The sequence below is a fragment of the Bosea sp. NBC_00550 genome (assembly GCF_026020075.1).
Lineage (GTDB): Bacteria > Pseudomonadota > Alphaproteobacteria > Rhizobiales > Beijerinckiaceae > Allobosea.
Window position 1 is genome coordinate 2,295,470 of the sequence record NZ_CP102772.1, and the last position, 13,971, is coordinate 2,309,440.

General features: G+C 66.9%; 15 protein-coding genes. 8 read left to right on the forward strand and 7 right to left on the reverse strand.

Annotated features, from left to right (window positions below; translation table 11 throughout):
- Positions 1–3: 3 nt before the first annotated feature.
- From NWE53_RS10985 to NWE53_RS11010, 6 genes are all read right to left on the reverse strand, one after another.
- A complete protein-coding gene (locus NWE53_RS10985) occupies positions 4–633 on the reverse strand; it encodes a 2-hydroxychromene-2-carboxylate isomerase (RefSeq protein WP_265054336.1) in 630 nt (209 codons plus the stop codon).
- Positions 634–760: 127 nt separating this feature from the next.
- Positions 761–1,045: a hypothetical protein gene (locus tag NWE53_RS10990; protein WP_265054337.1), complete on the reverse strand. Its 285-nt coding sequence runs from the start codon at positions 1,043–1,045 to the stop codon at positions 761–763.
- 142 nt (positions 1,046–1,187) lie between these two features.
- Positions 1,188–1,952 (reverse strand): peptidoglycan editing factor PgeF, encoded by a 765-nt coding sequence (gene pgeF, locus NWE53_RS10995; protein WP_265054338.1) that lies wholly within the window; start codon positions 1,950–1,952, stop codon positions 1,188–1,190.
- Positions 1,953–1,996: 44 nt separating this feature from the next.
- Entirely contained in the window at positions 1,997–3,088 is a 1,092-nt protein-coding gene (locus NWE53_RS11000) for a class I SAM-dependent methyltransferase (RefSeq protein WP_265054339.1), read from the reverse strand.
- Positions 3,085–3,939: a prolipoprotein diacylglyceryl transferase gene (lgt, locus tag NWE53_RS11005; protein WP_442865003.1), complete on the reverse strand. Its 855-nt coding sequence runs from the start codon at positions 3,937–3,939 to the stop codon at positions 3,085–3,087. Before lgt ends, NWE53_RS11000 begins: the two co-directional genes overlap by 4 nt.
- A gap of 85 nt (positions 3,940–4,024) precedes the next feature.
- Positions 4,025–5,044, reverse strand: coding sequence for an NADP-dependent oxidoreductase (locus tag NWE53_RS11010; protein WP_265054340.1), 1,020 nt, complete (start codon positions 5,042–5,044; stop codon positions 4,025–4,027).
- Positions 5,045–5,238: 194 nt separating this feature from the next.
- On the opposite strand from NWE53_RS11010, the gene uvrC reads away from it, so the two are divergent.
- From uvrC to NWE53_RS11035, 5 genes are all read left to right on the forward strand, one after another.
- Positions 5,239–7,356 carry an excinuclease ABC subunit UvrC gene (gene uvrC, locus NWE53_RS11015; protein WP_265054341.1) on the forward strand — a complete coding sequence of 706 codons (2,118 nt, stop codon included), beginning with the start codon at positions 5,239–5,241 and terminating at the stop codon, positions 7,354–7,356.
- 66 nt (positions 7,357–7,422) lie between these two features.
- Positions 7,423–8,034 carry a CDP-diacylglycerol--glycerol-3-phosphate 3-phosphatidyltransferase gene (pgsA, locus tag NWE53_RS11020; protein WP_265054342.1) on the forward strand — a complete coding sequence of 204 codons (612 nt, stop codon included), beginning with the start codon at positions 7,423–7,425 and terminating at the stop codon, positions 8,032–8,034.
- Positions 8,031–8,324, forward strand: a complete 294-nt coding sequence (moaD, locus tag NWE53_RS11025) for a molybdopterin converting factor subunit 1 (RefSeq protein ID WP_265054343.1) — start codon at positions 8,031–8,033, stop codon at positions 8,322–8,324. The genes pgsA and moaD overlap by 4 nt, the downstream gene beginning before the upstream one ends.
- A gap of 8 nt (positions 8,325–8,332) precedes the next feature.
- Entirely contained in the window at positions 8,333–8,797 is a 465-nt protein-coding gene (locus NWE53_RS11030; protein WP_442865004.1) for a molybdenum cofactor biosynthesis protein MoaE, read from the forward strand.
- A gap of 4 nt (positions 8,798–8,801) precedes the next feature.
- Positions 8,802–9,848, forward strand: a complete 1,047-nt coding sequence (locus NWE53_RS11035) for a DUF1176 domain-containing protein (RefSeq protein ID WP_265054344.1) — start codon at positions 8,802–8,804, stop codon at positions 9,846–9,848.
- A 273-nt stretch (positions 9,849–10,121) separates the two neighbouring features.
- On the opposite strand, the gene NWE53_RS11040 is transcribed toward NWE53_RS11035, so the two are convergent.
- Positions 10,122–11,009 (reverse strand): branched-chain amino acid aminotransferase, encoded by an 888-nt coding sequence (locus NWE53_RS11040; protein WP_265054345.1) that lies wholly within the window; start codon positions 11,007–11,009, stop codon positions 10,122–10,124.
- 191 nt (positions 11,010–11,200) lie between these two features.
- On the opposite strand from NWE53_RS11040, the gene NWE53_RS11045 reads away from it, so the two are divergent.
- From NWE53_RS11045 to NWE53_RS11055, 3 genes are read left to right on the forward strand one after another with little or no spacing between them, the layout of a single operon-like run.
- Entirely contained in the window at positions 11,201–11,698 is a 498-nt protein-coding gene (locus NWE53_RS11045) for a MarR family winged helix-turn-helix transcriptional regulator (protein ID WP_265054880.1), read from the forward strand.
- Between the two features lie 42 nt (positions 11,699–11,740).
- Positions 11,741–12,505: a response regulator gene (locus NWE53_RS11050; protein ID WP_442865005.1), complete on the forward strand. Its 765-nt coding sequence runs from the start codon at positions 11,741–11,743 to the stop codon at positions 12,503–12,505.
- A gap of 32 nt (positions 12,506–12,537) precedes the next feature.
- A complete protein-coding gene (locus NWE53_RS11055) occupies positions 12,538–13,959 on the forward strand; it encodes an ATP-binding protein (RefSeq protein WP_442865024.1) in 1,422 nt (473 codons plus the stop codon).
- Positions 13,960–13,971: the final 12 nt, after the last annotated feature.

Here is a 13,971-nt window from a genome sequence, read left to right on the forward strand (position 1 = left end):
GTCTCAGACCGCACCGTCCGGGCGATAGGCTTCGCGCCCGCTCGCCAGCGCTGAATCGAGCAATTCGAGGCGGTCCTGCCCCCAGAACACCTCGCCATCGAGCACATAGCTGGGCGCACCGAAGACGCCGGCCTCGATGGCTTGCCCCAATGTCGCCTCGTAGCGTTGCCTGATCGGCGGGCTGTCGGCCGCGGCGAGCAGCGCCAGCCCGTCAAGCCCGGCTCGCGCGGCGCAGGCGAGAAGCGCCTCGGGCTGCGTCATATCCTCGTCCCGGGCCCAGAGGCCGGCCATCACGTCGCTGATGAACGCGAAGGGATCGCCGCCGGCAGCCAGGATCGCGATCGTCATGCGGTCGGCCTGGGACGGATCGAAGGGAAAATGCCGGGGCTGCAGGACGAGCGGCACGCCGCGTCGCTCGCGCCAGCGCTGCAGATCGAGCAGCCTGTAGCGTTGCCGAACCGGATGCCGCTTCGGCAAGGGCAGCCCGCCCGTCTCGTCAAAAACGGAGCGAAGCGGCATCGGCCGGTAGTCGATGGTGCAGCCATGCCGGCGAGCGATATCGTGGAAGACAGCATTGCCGAGATAGGTCCAGGGCGAATGCAGCGAGAAATAATAAGCGATCGAACGGGACAAGGCGGCCTCTCAAGCGTCTTCGGCCACGCAGCATCGCCGCTGCGGGAACCGCCGCGCAAGGTCCAGGCCGTGCGTAGCGCGCAGCCCGGCCCCGCAAAGAGCCGGGCTGCCGTATCGCGTTGCTTGCTCAGGCGGTCTTGTTCTTGAGCGCGCCGATGATCGCGGTCAGGATCGCGCCGCCCGCACCACCGGCGATCAGGTTGGTCAGGACACTGCCGACGCTGAGATTGCCGCCCTGCGCCGCCGCGCTGATCGCCGGCAGCAGGAGCGGTATCAGCTGGCCGAGCACGCCGCCGCCGACGAGTCCGGAAATCGTATTGCCCAATGTCCCGAGATCGAAGCTTGGACTGGCCTTGCCGGCCGCATTGCCGCCGATCGCACCGGCGATCAGGTTCATCAGGATCTGTTCCATCTCGGCCCCCGCATCTGGAATGCATCGCCCGAAGAACGTCTCTAAGCCGCGGAAGCGATGCATTCCGACCAGCCGGGAGCGACGATGACTCCGCTGTCGGGCCGCGACAAGCGCAGCAGCCGAACCGTCAACCGCTTTCCGGTCAATCGAGGGCGATCGCCGAGATCAGCCGCCCGTAATCCGGCTCGCCGCGATGCGTGGTGCGCCGATAGCTGAAGAATCGCTGCTCATCGCCATAGGTGCACAGCGCCATGTCGACGAATCGACCGATCCCGGCCTCCTGCGCCTTGAGCGCGATGAAGGCCGGAAGATCGAACATCGCATGGGCCGCCCGCTCGGACGCCGTGAAGAAGCGGGAATAGGTCCGGTTCTCCGCCTTGAAGCGCTCGATGAACTCGGGCCCGACCTCGTAGGCCTTGGCGCTGATCGTGGGCCCGAGCACGGCAACGATGCGCTCCCGCCGCGCGCCGAGCTTCTCCATCGCGGTGACCGTCGCACCGACGATGCCGGTAAACGCGCCCTTCCAGCCGGAATGCGCCGCGCCGATGACCCGCGCCTCGCTGTCGGCGAACAGGATCGGTCCGCAATCGGCCGTGGACACGCCGAGCGCGACATGCGGCGCAGTCGTCACCATCGCATCCGCCTTCGGGCGCTCACCCGGCCAGGGGCCGGTGACGACAGCCACATCGGCGGAATGCACCTGATAGAGGCTGACCAGATTCGCCGGCTCGACTTCGAGATGCCGCGCCATCCGCGCGCGGTTCTCGGTGATCGCCGCAGGATCGTCGTTCGAGCCCAGCCCGCCATTCAGCGAAGTGTAGATGCCGGTCGAGGCGCCGCCCTCACGCGTGAAGAAGGCGTGGCGGATGCCGGCTTCGCCGGCGAGTTCACGGGCGGTGATGAACATGGCGTGGTCCGGTTGGCGCGAATCCGCAGATGGTTCCGCTGAAATCAGCCCTGCTCTGGCAGCCGATGAAGGTCAAATCCGGGCAAGGGCGGCAGGCCGGGGTGGGATAGCGCGAAAACCTTGAACAAATCGCCCATCCCGGTCTCCCCTTCTTCGGTCAGCCGATCGAAAGCGGCAGAGATTGCAGCCTGCTGGTCAGGAGCTGCCTTGAGCGAAAGCGCCTGCGCCCGCTGCGCGAGACCCAACGCCAGCAGGAAATCGCGCTGGCTAGCCGGGCCATGCAGCGCCGCGCCAGCCTTGAGCGCTGCCTGCCCCATACGCTCGAAATCGACATGCACGGTGAGATCCGCCTCCCCCGGCTCGGCCAGCGGATCGACGAAGCCATGCCGCTTCATCGCCTGCAGCGTGTCGCCGAAGCCGGATCGCGCCGAGCCGTAATCGATGAACAGCGCCGCCCCGCCTTCCGCCGCGACATGGCTCGCGATCTGCCTGACGATGTCGAGCGCCAGGCTAGGCTGCTCGAAGGTGGCCCCGGCCGGCCCCGCGATATGCAACGTCTCCTCGCGCGCGGCAGCCAAACCGAAGGCAAGGCCGCCATCCGCATCGAGCCCCACCAGCCGCGCGCGCCAGCCTTCCGGCGTCATCACGAACTGGTCGAGCGGCAGGGCATCGAGGAATTCATTGGCGACGACGATCACGGGGCCGGACAGGGCGTCGCCGACATTGTCGTGCCAGACCGGATCGATGCCTTTCAACGCGGCCGCCTGCCGCTCGCGCAGAACCGGGTTCGTCTCAACGAGATGCACCGAGACCGCCTCGCGAAAGCCCGGAACGATGCGGGTCGCCCGCAGCATGTCGGCCATCAGCGTGCCCCGCCCCGGCCCGAGCTCGATCAGGCGCAGTCGCGAGGGTGTCCCCATCGCCTGCCAGAGATGGGCTGCCCAAAGCCCGATCAGCTCGCCGAACATCTGGCTGATCTCGGGCGCCGTGGTGAAGTCGCCTTCCTGCCCGAAGGGATCGCGCGTCATGTAGTAGCCATGGCGTGGATGCCCGAGCGCCAGCGCCATGTAGCGGCCGATTCCGATCGGCCCCTCCTGCCGGATCAGCTCGACGATCTCGGCCTTGAGGGCATTCACGCACGCACCTCGCCCTGCGGCCCGCGCCGGCTCCGCAGCACGAGCCAAAGACCTGCGAAGAAGACCGGCAGCGAGAGCAGCATGCCCATGGTGATGCCGCCGGAAAGCGCATCGACCGAAGCGCCGAACAGGAAGCCGAGCTGCGGGTCGGGCTCGCGGAAGAACTCGCAGACGATCCGGGCCAGCGCATAGCCCATGCCGAACACGCCGGCGACGAGGCCCGGCCGCTTGAAGCCGCCGAAGCGGACAACGAGGTTCACCAGGACGAAGAGCAGGATGCCTTCGCCGAGCGCCTCGTAGAGTTGGCTCGGATGGCGCGGCACTGGTCCGCCATGGGGAAAGACCATCGCATAGGCGAAATCCGGCGCCGGCCGGCCCCAGAGCTCGCCATTGATGAAATTGGCAATGCGCCCGAGAAAGAGTCCAATCGGCACGACCGCCGCCGCCAGATCGAACACCGACAGGGCCGGGTATCCGCGCCGCTTGGCGAAGAGCCACAGGCCCAAGGTCGCGCCGAGCAGCCCGCCATGGAAGGACATGCCGCCCTGCCAGATCGCGAAGATGTCCTGCGGGCGCTCGAGATAACGCGCCAGATCGTAGAACAGCACGAAGCCGATCCGCCCGCCCAGCACGACGCCGAAGGCGACGAACAGCAGCATGTCGTCGAGCTCTTCCGGCTTCGGCCGCGCCCGCCCCGCCCAGAGACTATCGGCTGCGACCAGCCGGCGCGCATACCACCAGCCGCCGAGCAGGCCGACGACATAGGCGAGCCCGTACCATTTGATCGCGAGCGGCCCGAGCTGGACCGCGACGGGATCGATCATCGGGAAGGGAATGGCGAAGACGGGCATGGGCAGGGTCCGGTAGCGGGCGAACGGTGATGGCCGCCCGCCCGCTGACTGGTCAAGGAAAAAGGCTTGCGCGTGGCACGCTGCCTCAGAGCTTGACGATCAGCTTCCCGAAATTCCGGCCTTCCAGCAGCCCGATGAAGGCTTCCGGCGCATTCTCCAGGCCCTGGACGATGTCTTCTTTATATTTGACGGCGCCATCCGCGATCCAGCGGGCCATCTCCTGCCGGAAGGTCGGCGCCTGGGCTGCGGCGAATTCACGCTGGATGAAGCCGCGGATCGTCAGGCTCTTCGAAAGCACCTGTCGCATCAGCACCGGCAGCCGGTCCGGGCCCGGAAAATCGCCGCTCGCATTGTATTGCGCGACGAGACCGCAGACCGGAATGCGCGCGAAGGTGTTGAGCAGCGGGAAGACGGCATCCCAGACATGCCCGCCGACATTCTCGAAATAGACGTCGATGCCGTCCGGACAGGCGGCCGCGAGCTTGCCCGCCATGTCGGGATCGCGATGGTCGATGACCGCGTCGAAGCCGAAGGTATCGCGCACGAAGGCGCATTTCTCCGCCCCGCCGGCGATGCCGACAGCCCGCGCCCCCTTGATGCGGGCGATCTGCCCTACGGCCGAGCCGACTGGCCCGCTCGCCGCCGCCACGACCACGGTCTCGCCCGGCTTGGGCTGGCCGATCGTCAGCAGCCCGGCATAGGCGGTGAAGCCCGGCATGCCCAACACGCCGAGCGCCGTCGTCACCGGTGCGCTCGCCGGATCGAGCTTGCGCAGCTGCGAGCCGCTGGCCACCGCATGCGACTGCCAGCCGGAATGGGAGAGCACGATGTCGCCCGGCTTGAAATCGGGATCGCGACTTTCGAGCACCTCGGCCACGGTGCCGCCTTCCATCACCTGCCCGATCTCGACGGGAGCGGAATAGGATTTCGCTGCGCTCATCCGCCCGCGCATGTAGGGATCGAGCGACAGGTAGAGGACCTTGAGGAGCACCTGCCCATCGGAGATCGTTGGGATAGGGGCATGCTCCAGCCTGAAATTCGCCGGGCTGGGACGCCCTTCCGGACGGGAGGCAAGGACGATTTGAACGCTGTCAGGCTGGGGCATGAGCTTCGATCCTCGGTGATATCTGCCGCGTAAGGCTGTCTTCTCATATTGGCCCGACAGCGAACGACCGGCACCACCTACGATCTGCATTTCCGGACGAGGCAGGACGCATTCCGAGCATGACACGGCTAACGACGGTTGATCGCTCCCTCTCCTGACATGACGAAGGCGCTCCGGCATCCTACATGGAGGCCATGAATCGCGAACGTCAGGACGATCTGCCGCAGGACGAGTTCGAGGACGAGGAGGACGGTCTCCTCGCGCCCGAGCCTGCGCTCGATCTGGCGGAGGCCGCCCCCGGCGCGCTCAAGGCCGGCATCGAGGTCATTCAGCAATTCGCGAAGCATCTGCCGAACAAGCCCGGCGTTTACCGGATGTTCGATCGCGCCGGCGACGTGCTCTATGTCGGCAAGGCCAAGAGCCTGAAGAACCGCGTCACGGCCTATGCCCGCGGCATGGCCCACACCAATGCCGTGGCGCGCATGATCGCCGAGACGGCGAACATGGAATTCGTCACCACCGGCACCGAGACCGAGGCGCTGCTGCTCGAGTCCAACCTGATCAAGCAGCTCCGTCCGCGCTACAACGTGCTGCTGCGCGACGACAAATCGTTTCCCTATATCCTGCTGACGGGGGACCACGAGGCGCCGGCCCTCTTCAAGCATCGCGGCTCGCGCCATCGCAAGGGTGATTATTTCGGCCCCTTCGCCTCGGTCTGGGCGGTGAAACGCACCATCGATGCGTTGCAGAAGGCCTTCCTGATCCGCACCTGCTCGGATTCATTCTACGAGAACCGCACGCGGCCCTGCCTGCTCTTCCAGATCAAGCGCTGCGCCGGCCCGTGCACCGGTGAAATCTCGATCCCCGACTATCAGGCCCTCGCCGGTCAGGCGCGCGACTTCCTCTCGGGGCGCTCCTCGGCGGTGAAGCAGTTGCTCTCGACCCGGATGCAGGCGGCGGCGGAAGAGCTCGAATTCGAAAAGGCCGCACGCTATCGCGACCGCCTCGCCGCACTCTCGGCCGTGCAGGCCGGGCAGGACATCAACACGCAGGGCGTCGAGGAGGCCGATGTCTTCGCCATCGACGAGCAGGCCGGGCAGTTCTGCGTCGAGATCTTCTTCTTCCGCAATCACCAGAACTGGGGCAACCGCGCGCTTTTTCCGCGCGCCGACCGCTCGCTGACGCCAGCCGAGGTGCTCGCCTCGGTCGTCACCCAGTTCTACGACGACAAGCCGCCGCCACGCGTCGTCCTGCTCTCGCATCCGGTCGAGGAGATCGAGCTGATCGGCCAGGCCTTGTCGGCCCGCGCCGGCCGCAAGGTCGAGGTCGCCCATCCCAAGCGCGGCGAGCGCGCCGACCTAATGGCGCATGCCGTCAAGAACGCGCGCGAGGCGCTGTCGCGCAAGCTCGCCGATAATGCCGGCCAGAGCGCCCTGCTCTCCGCGCTCGGCGCGGCCTTCGGCATCGAGAAGGCGCCGCGCCGCGTCGAGGTCTACGACAACTCCCACATTATGGGCACGAACGCGGTCGGCGGCATGATCGTCGCCGGGCCGGACGGCTTCATGAAGAGCCATTACCGCACCTTCAACATCTCGACCGACACCATCGCCGGGGACGATTTCGGCATGATGCGCGAGGTGCTGACGCGTAGATTTGCGAAGTTGGCGAAGGAGGGCGGCATCTCTCTCGGCCCTCATCCTGAGGAGGCCGCGCCGGCTGTCGTCTCGAAGGATGCTTCAGAGGGCGACGGAGCCGCGATCATCATCCTGCCAGACGCGCCAGACGCTGCCACTCAGGATGGACCCTTGCCCGGCAAGAGCCGCAAGACACCGAAGGCACGTAAGGACGAGGACGGCTTCCCCTCCCGTCCCGATCTCGTCATCGTCGACGGCGGCAAGGGGCAGTTCGAGGCCGCCCGCAAGATCATGGCAGAGCTCGGCGCGACCGACATCCCGCTCGTCGCCATCGCCAAGGGCGCCGACCGCAACGCCATGCGCGAGACCTTCCACATGGTCGGCCGCGAGCCCTTCAAGCTGCAGCCGCGCGACCCGGCGCTTTATTTCATCCAGCGCCTGCGCGACGAGGCGCACCGCTTCGCCATCGGCACGCACCGGGCCAAGCGCAAGCGCGAGACGATGAAGAACCCGCTCGACGAGATTCCCGGCATCGGCCCCTCGCGCAAACGCGCGCTGCTGCTGCATTTCGGCACGGTGAAGGCGATCCAGCGCGCCAAGCTCGACGACCTCATGCGCACGCCCGGCGTCAACGCCGCGACGGCCAAGGCCGTCCATGATTTCTTTCATGATGCTTGAGCTTTCTGCCGCCCTCGCGGTTTTGCGTGTTGACGCTGCGGTGGCGCGCTTGCTTTGGTGCTTCCCGTGACGATTCTTCCAGACGCCATTAGGCGGCGCGGCCCCTGGTCGCTGCCAAACCTCCTCACCTACGGCCGGATCCTCGCGATCCCGGCGCTGGTGGCGATACTGTTCTGGCCGCGTGACGACTGGATGCGCTGGCTCGCCTTGGCGATCTACACGCTGGCCGCCGTCACCGACTATCTCGACGGCTACATCGCTCGCGCCTGGAGCCAGCAATCGGCGATCGGCCGCATGCTCGACCCCATCGCCGACAAGCTGCTCGTCGCTGCCTTGCTGCTCATGCTGGTGGCTGACGGCACGATCCATGGCTGGCCGCTCTGGGCCGCCATCGTCATCCTCTGCCGCGAGATCCTGGTCTCGGGCCTGCGCGAGTTCCTCGCCGAGCTCAAGGTCAGCGTCCCCGTCAGCAAGGTCGCGAAATGGAAGACGACGGCGCAGCTCTTCGCGCTCGGCTTCCTCATCGCCGGCCCGGCGGGCGACAAGGTCCTGCCCGGCAACACCACGATCGGCATCGTCCTGCTCTGGGCCGCTGCCGGCCTGACGATCTATACGGGCTGGGACTATTTCAACGCCGGCATCCGCCATCTCGTCCAAGAAGACGAGCGCATGCCATGAGCGCCGCCGTCGCAACGGCTGCGACAGGCACGCGCCCGGTCAGGGTCGTCTATTTCGCCTGGGTGCGCGAGCGCGTCGGCCTGCCGGAAGAGACGCTCGACATCCCCGCCGATCTCGCCACCGTCGCCGAGCTCGTGCGCTGGCTGAAGGCGCGCGGCGAAGGCTATGAAGCCGCCTTTGCCGACGAGGCCGTCGTGCGGGCAGCGCTCGACCATGTCCACGCCAAGCCGCAGGCCGCGCTCGGCAACGCCCGCGAGATCGCCTTCTTCCCGCCGATGACCGGCGGCTGAGGCCGCTCGTGACGCCCCTCATCCGCATCCAGCGCGAGGATTTCGAGCTCTCGGACGAGATCGCGGCGCTCAGCCATGGCCGTGCCGATATCGGCGCCGTCGTCTCCTTCACCGGCTTGTGCCGCGACGAGAACGGAATGCTGAGCGCGCTGGAGATTGAGCATTATCCCGGCATGGCCGAGGCGGAGATCGCCCGCGTCGCGGCGGAAGCGGCCGCGCGCTGGCCGTTGATCGGCCTCGTCGCGATCCACCGCTTCGGGCTGATCCGGCCGGGCGAGCAGATCGTGCTGGTGCTCGCGGCCTCGACCCATCGCCGCGACGCCTTCGAGGCCGCCGATTTGATGATGGACTACCTCAAGACCCGCGCTCCGTTCTGGAAGCGCGAGCATCGCGCCGACGGCACGCTCGGCGGCTGGGTCGAGGCCAAGGCGGGTGACGACGATGCGGCGAAGCGCTGGGAACAGGCTCCCTGACACGATGAAGCCGCTTTGGCTCGGCGCCGGACTGGCCCTGCTGCCGGCGCTCGCCCTAGCGGCCGCGCCCGAACCGAAGAGCTTCCGCGACTGGATGGCCGGCTGCGACAACGTCAAGGGCTGCACCGCCCTGTCGCTGCCACCCGAAATCGCCGATACGGTCGCCTATCTGCGCCTAGAGCGCCCGGCCGGTCCGGATGCGGCGGTCAAGCTCGTCCTGCGGCTGCGTGGCGACTGGAAGAAGCCGCCGGCGACGGTCCAGCTCAAGCTCGACGGCGCCCCCTTCCCCACCGGCGGCAAGCCGCTTCCGGTCACCGCCGACGGCGACACCGTCTCGCTGGCCTTTCAGCCGGCCGATATCGCCGCTCTCATCGAAGCCGCGCGCAAGGCGACCAAACTCGCCGTCGCAGCGCCGGGCGTGACGGCCAGCGTCTCGCTTTCCGGTTCGGTTGCGGCACTGCTCTGGATCGACGAGCAGCAAGGGCGGCTCAACACGACATCCGCCCTCATTCGCAAGGGCAGCGCGACGAATGTGCCTGCCGCCCCTGCCTTGCCGGTCATCGAGGCGAAGCCCGCTGCCGGCACCGTATCGGAGAAGGACGGAAAGGCGCTCGCCGCTGCGCTGCGCAAGCAGATCAAGCAGCGCGACGCCGATCTGTGCGAAGACGACGAGATGCTGGTGGCCGCCGACGAAGCCTGGCCGCTCGCAGGAGAGCGCCGCCTTGTCGGCCTCGCCTGCTCGCGCGGCGCCTACAATGTCACGACGGCGTTCTGGACGGCCGAGCGCGGCGATGTCGCAGCCGCGAAGCCGATGGCCTTCCCGCAGGGCGAGGGCGATGCCGGGAACATGCTGACCAACGCCGATTTCGATCCGAAGACCGGGCGCATGAGCTTCTTCGCCAAGGGACGGGGGCTGGGCGATTGCGGCGTCATTGGCAGCTATGCCTGGACCGGCGCCGCCTTCGTCCAGACCGAGCTCAGCATGATGGGCGAATGCCGCGGCATCGGCCCCGACGACTGGATCACGCTGTATCGCAGCACGGCAAGGTAAAACGCGTCAGTCTCGGACGGAGCGAGGCTCCAATGCCAGATGGATCCTCGCCGTCATTCCGGGGCAGGCCGCAGGCCTGAGCCCGGAACCCAGAACCGATACCGTCATGAATTCAAGCGCTGGCCCGACTGCGCTTCTCGTGAAACCCGCATCGGTTCTGGGTTCCGGGCTCTTCGCTGACGCGGAGCCCCGGAATGCCCCCGTGGTCCACAAAAACACAGGATAGCCGTTTGTCGTCATGCCCGGGTCAAGCCCGGGCATGACGGGGCTGGCTCACGCCGCCTTCGACTTCGGGCGGACGGCGTCGGAGTAGTCCTCCATGATCACCTTGCCCATATTGCCGGTGACGAAGGAATACGGTCCGATCTCGGAGACCAGCGTCACCTCGGCGGCTGATCCGGTGATGAAGCACTCGTTGAAGCCTTCCAGCTCCTCCGGGCGGATACGCCGCTCCACCACCTCGAAGCCGCGCTGGCGGCACAGGTCGATCACGGACTGGCGGGTGATGCCGTTCAGGAAGCGGTCGGCCAGCGGCGTATGGACCACGCCGTCCTTGATGAAGAAGATGTTGGCGCCGGTGCACTCGGCGACATTACCTTCCCAGTCCAGCATCATCGCATCGGCATAGCCGCCGCGCTCCGCCTTATGCTTCGACAGCGAGCAGATCATGTAGAGACCCGCCGCCTTGGCATGGACCGGCGCGCAGGCCGGGTCGGGCCGGCGGTAATCGGCTACGTCGAGGCGCACGCCCTTCAGCTTCTGCGCCATGTCGAACATGCTCGGCCATTCCCAAACCGCGATCGCGGTATGGATCTTGTTGTTCATGCCGGACACCGCCATCATCTCCGAACCGCGCCAGGCGACCGGGCGAAGATAGGCGTCCTTCAGCCCGTTCTCCTTCAGGCAGAGATACTTGGCCTCGTCGAGCTCGGCGACCGAATAGGGGATCGTGAAGTCCATGATCTCGGCAGACTTGTGGAAGCGCTGCGAGTGCTCGGTGCTCTTGTAGATGACGCCGTCATAGGCGCGCTCGCCCTCGAACACGCAGGAGCCGTAGTGCAGTCCGTGGGTCAGTACGTGAATCTTGGCGTCCTTCCACGGCACGAGCTTGCCGTCGAACCAGATGACGCCATCGCGCTGGTCGAAAGGAATGACTGACATGGGACCTTCTCCTGGGTGCTTCCTCGCTCCGAACTCCGGCACAGCCGTTTTGGGAACGCAAGCATAGGTCTAAAGCTGCGCTGCGACGACGGGCTTTGAAATAATCGTTCGCCGAGCGCCCTTGACCGGTAATCTTCCGTCTGAGATATGTCAATAAGGCTGACCCAAATTTTTGGAAGCGCATTTTGTCCCTGTCCGAACCACGCCCCGACGACACGCCGCTCAGATCATCGGCCGATGCCGTGCCGCACGATCTGATCGAGCTGCTGTTCTTCGCCTATCGTGACTTCGTCGGCGACCCCGATCGCATCCTCGCCGATTACGGCTTCGGCCGGGCGCATCACCGCGTGCTTCACTTCGTCCAGCGCTGTCCGGGCCTGACCATCGCCGAGTTGCTCGACATTCTCCAGATCACCAAGCAGAGCCTGAACCGCGTGCTGAAGGAGCTGGTCGAGAAAGGCTATATCGAGCAGCGCACCGGGCGGCAGGACAAGCGCCAGCGCCATCTCCACACCACGGCCGCCGGGCAGGATCTCGCGCTTCGCCTCGTCCGCCTCCAGGCCAAGCGGATCAACCGGGCGCTCGACGGCGTCGGCCCCGAAGCTGCCGCGATCGCCGCGCGATATCTGTCCGCCCTGATCGAGCCCACCGAACGGCCGAAGGTCGACCGCCTGCTCGCCAAGCCCTGACGGCGACCCGCTTCGCGCAGTGTGCTATGGGGACCTGGCACCATGCAGGAGGAAGCTACACGCATGATCGCCAGCGAGACCGTACCCAAACCGGCCCGCAAACCTCTGCCCGACGAGGCACCGCATGTGCTCGTCGTCGACGACGACCGGCGCCTGCGCGAACTGCTCGCCCGCTTCCTCGGCGACAACGGCTATCGCGTCACCACGGCCGCCAATGCGGCGGAAGCCGATACGCGACTGGGCAACCTCGTCTTCGATGCGATCGTGCTCGACGTGATGATGCCGGGCGAGAACGGCTTCGACTTCGCCCGGCGTTTCCGCGGTGGCTCCGCCGTGCCGATCCTGATGCTGACCGCCCGCGCCGACGGCAAGGACCGCATCAACGGCCTCGAGATCGGTGTCGACGACTATCTCGCCAAGCCCTTCGAGCCGCGCGAATTGCTGCTGCGCCTCGGCAACATCCTGAAACGCACATTGATCGTCGAGGCCGGCCAATCCGGCACGCGCCCGGATTTCGTCCGCTTCGGCCCCTTCATCTACGGCCTGGCCCGCGGCGAGCTGCACAAAGGTGACGAGACCGTCCGCCTGACAGAGCGCGAGCGCGAAATCCTGACGTCGCTGGCCGAGCGTTCCGGCGAAGTCGTGCCGCGCGAGGAGCTGGCTGCGCAAGGTTCGGCCGCCAACGACCGCACGGTCGACGTGCAGATGAACCGGCTGCGCCGCAAGATCGAGCGTGACCCGGCCGACCCGCTCTACCTCCAGACCGTGCGCGGCGTCGGCTACAGGCTGGTGACGGACAGGACGTGACCCCGCTTCAACCCGGCAGGAAGAAGCAGTCGATGCTGCACCCGGTGGCGGCCGCGCTGACGCGTGGCCTCGCCGCGCTCGACAAGCTCGGCAATCGCGTTGGCAGATCGCTGCGCCCGGTGGTGAAATGTGTCGGCCGTCCACTCCAGATCATCGCGCGCTACATGCCCAAGGGGCTTTATCCGCGCGCGCTCGTCATCGTCATCGCGCCGGTCGTGCTGCTGCAGTCGGTCATCGCCTATGTCTTCATGGAGCGGCACTGGCAGACGGTGACGCAGCGGCTCTCCTCGGCGGTTTCTGCCGACATCGCCATGCTGATCGACGTCTATGAGAGCTATCCGCAGGATGCCGACACCACGACGCTCTCGCGCATCGCCGCCGAGCGCCTCGGCATGGATCTCGACATCATCCCGGATTCCGACCTGCCCGCGCCGGGGCCGCGCCCCTTCTTCTCGCTGCTCGACAACGCCCTTTCGACGGAGCTCAGCCAGCAGGTCGCACGGCCCTTCTGGCTCGACACGGTCGGCCGCTCCAGCCTGATCGAGATCCGCATCAAGCTCGGCAGGGATGTGATGCGCATCCTGACGCGGCGCAACGCCGCCTATGCCTCCAACAGCCACATCTTCCTGCTCTGGATGATCGGGACGTCGCTGATCCTGCTGACCATCGCGGTGCTGTTCCTGCGCAACCAGATCCGGCCAATCCTGAAGCTTGCCGATGCGGCGGAGGCCTTCGGCAAGGGCCGCGACGCCGATTTTCGCCCGCGCGGCGCCCGCGAGGTTCGCCGCGCCGGCAACGCCTTCATCGAGATGAAGCGGCGCGTCGAGCGCTCGATCGGCGAGCGCACGACGATGCTGAACGGCGTCAGCCACGACCTGCGCACCATCCTCACCCGCTTCCGCCTCTCGCTCGCCCTGATGGAGCGCTCCTCCGAAATCGAGGCGCTCGAGAAGGACGTCGACGAGATGAGCCGCATGCTGGAGGATTATCTCGCCTTCGCCCGCGGCGATGCCGGCGAGGTCGCGGTCGAGACCGATATCCGCGCGCTGCTGGAAGAGCTCAAATCGGATGCCGAGCGCCAGGGCCATCAGACCGGGTTGAAAGTGGTCGGCGATCCGCTCGTGGTCATTCGGCCCGATGCCTTCCGGCGCCTGCTGACCAATCTCGTCTCCAATGCCGCCCGCTACGGCGACCGCATCGCGATCACCGCCACGCATGACGCGCGCTACCTCATCGTCATGGTCGACGACGACGGGCCGGGCATCCCGTCGGACCAGCGCGAGGAGGTCTTCCGCCCCTTCTTCCGCCTCGACGAAGCCCGCAACGTCGATGGCGGCGGCACCGGCCTCGGCCTCGCCATCGCCCGCGACATCGCCCGCGCCCATGGCGGCGACATCATCCTCGGCGACTCGCCGCTCGGAGGCCTGCGCGCGACGGTGCGCCTGCCGGTTTAGAGCCGTGCGGGC

Coding starts and splice junctions, on each gene's coding strand:
- NWE53_RS10990 (WP_265054337.1), bottom strand. CDS start 1,045: ATGGAACAGATCCTGATGAACCTGATCGCCGGTGCGATCGGCGGCAAT.
- uvrC (WP_265054341.1), top strand. CDS start 5,239: ATGAATCGCGAACGTCAGGACGATCTGCCGCAGGACGAGTTCGAGGAC.
- NWE53_RS11010 (WP_265054340.1), bottom strand. CDS start 5,044: ATGCCCCAGCCTGACAGCGTTCAAATCGTCCTTGCCTCCCGTCCGGAA.
- NWE53_RS11040 (WP_265054345.1), bottom strand. CDS start 11,009: ATGTCAGTCATTCCTTTCGACCAGCGCGATGGCGTCATCTGGTTCGAC.
- pgeF (WP_265054338.1), bottom strand. CDS start 1,952: ATGTTCATCACCGCCCGTGAACTCGCCGGCGAAGCCGGCATCCGCCAC.
- NWE53_RS11055 (WP_442865024.1), top strand. CDS start 12,538: ATGCTGCACCCGGTGGCGGCCGCGCTGACGCGTGGCCTCGCCGCGCTC.
- NWE53_RS11050 (WP_442865005.1), top strand. CDS start 11,741: ATGCAGGAGGAAGCTACACGCATGATCGCCAGCGAGACCGTACCCAAA.
- NWE53_RS11035 (WP_265054344.1), top strand. CDS start 8,802: ATGAAGCCGCTTTGGCTCGGCGCCGGACTGGCCCTGCTGCCGGCGCTC.
- moaD (WP_265054343.1), top strand. CDS start 8,031: ATGAGCGCCGCCGTCGCAACGGCTGCGACAGGCACGCGCCCGGTCAGG.
- lgt (WP_442865003.1), bottom strand. CDS start 3,939: ATGCCCGTCTTCGCCATTCCCTTCCCGATGATCGATCCCGTCGCGGTC.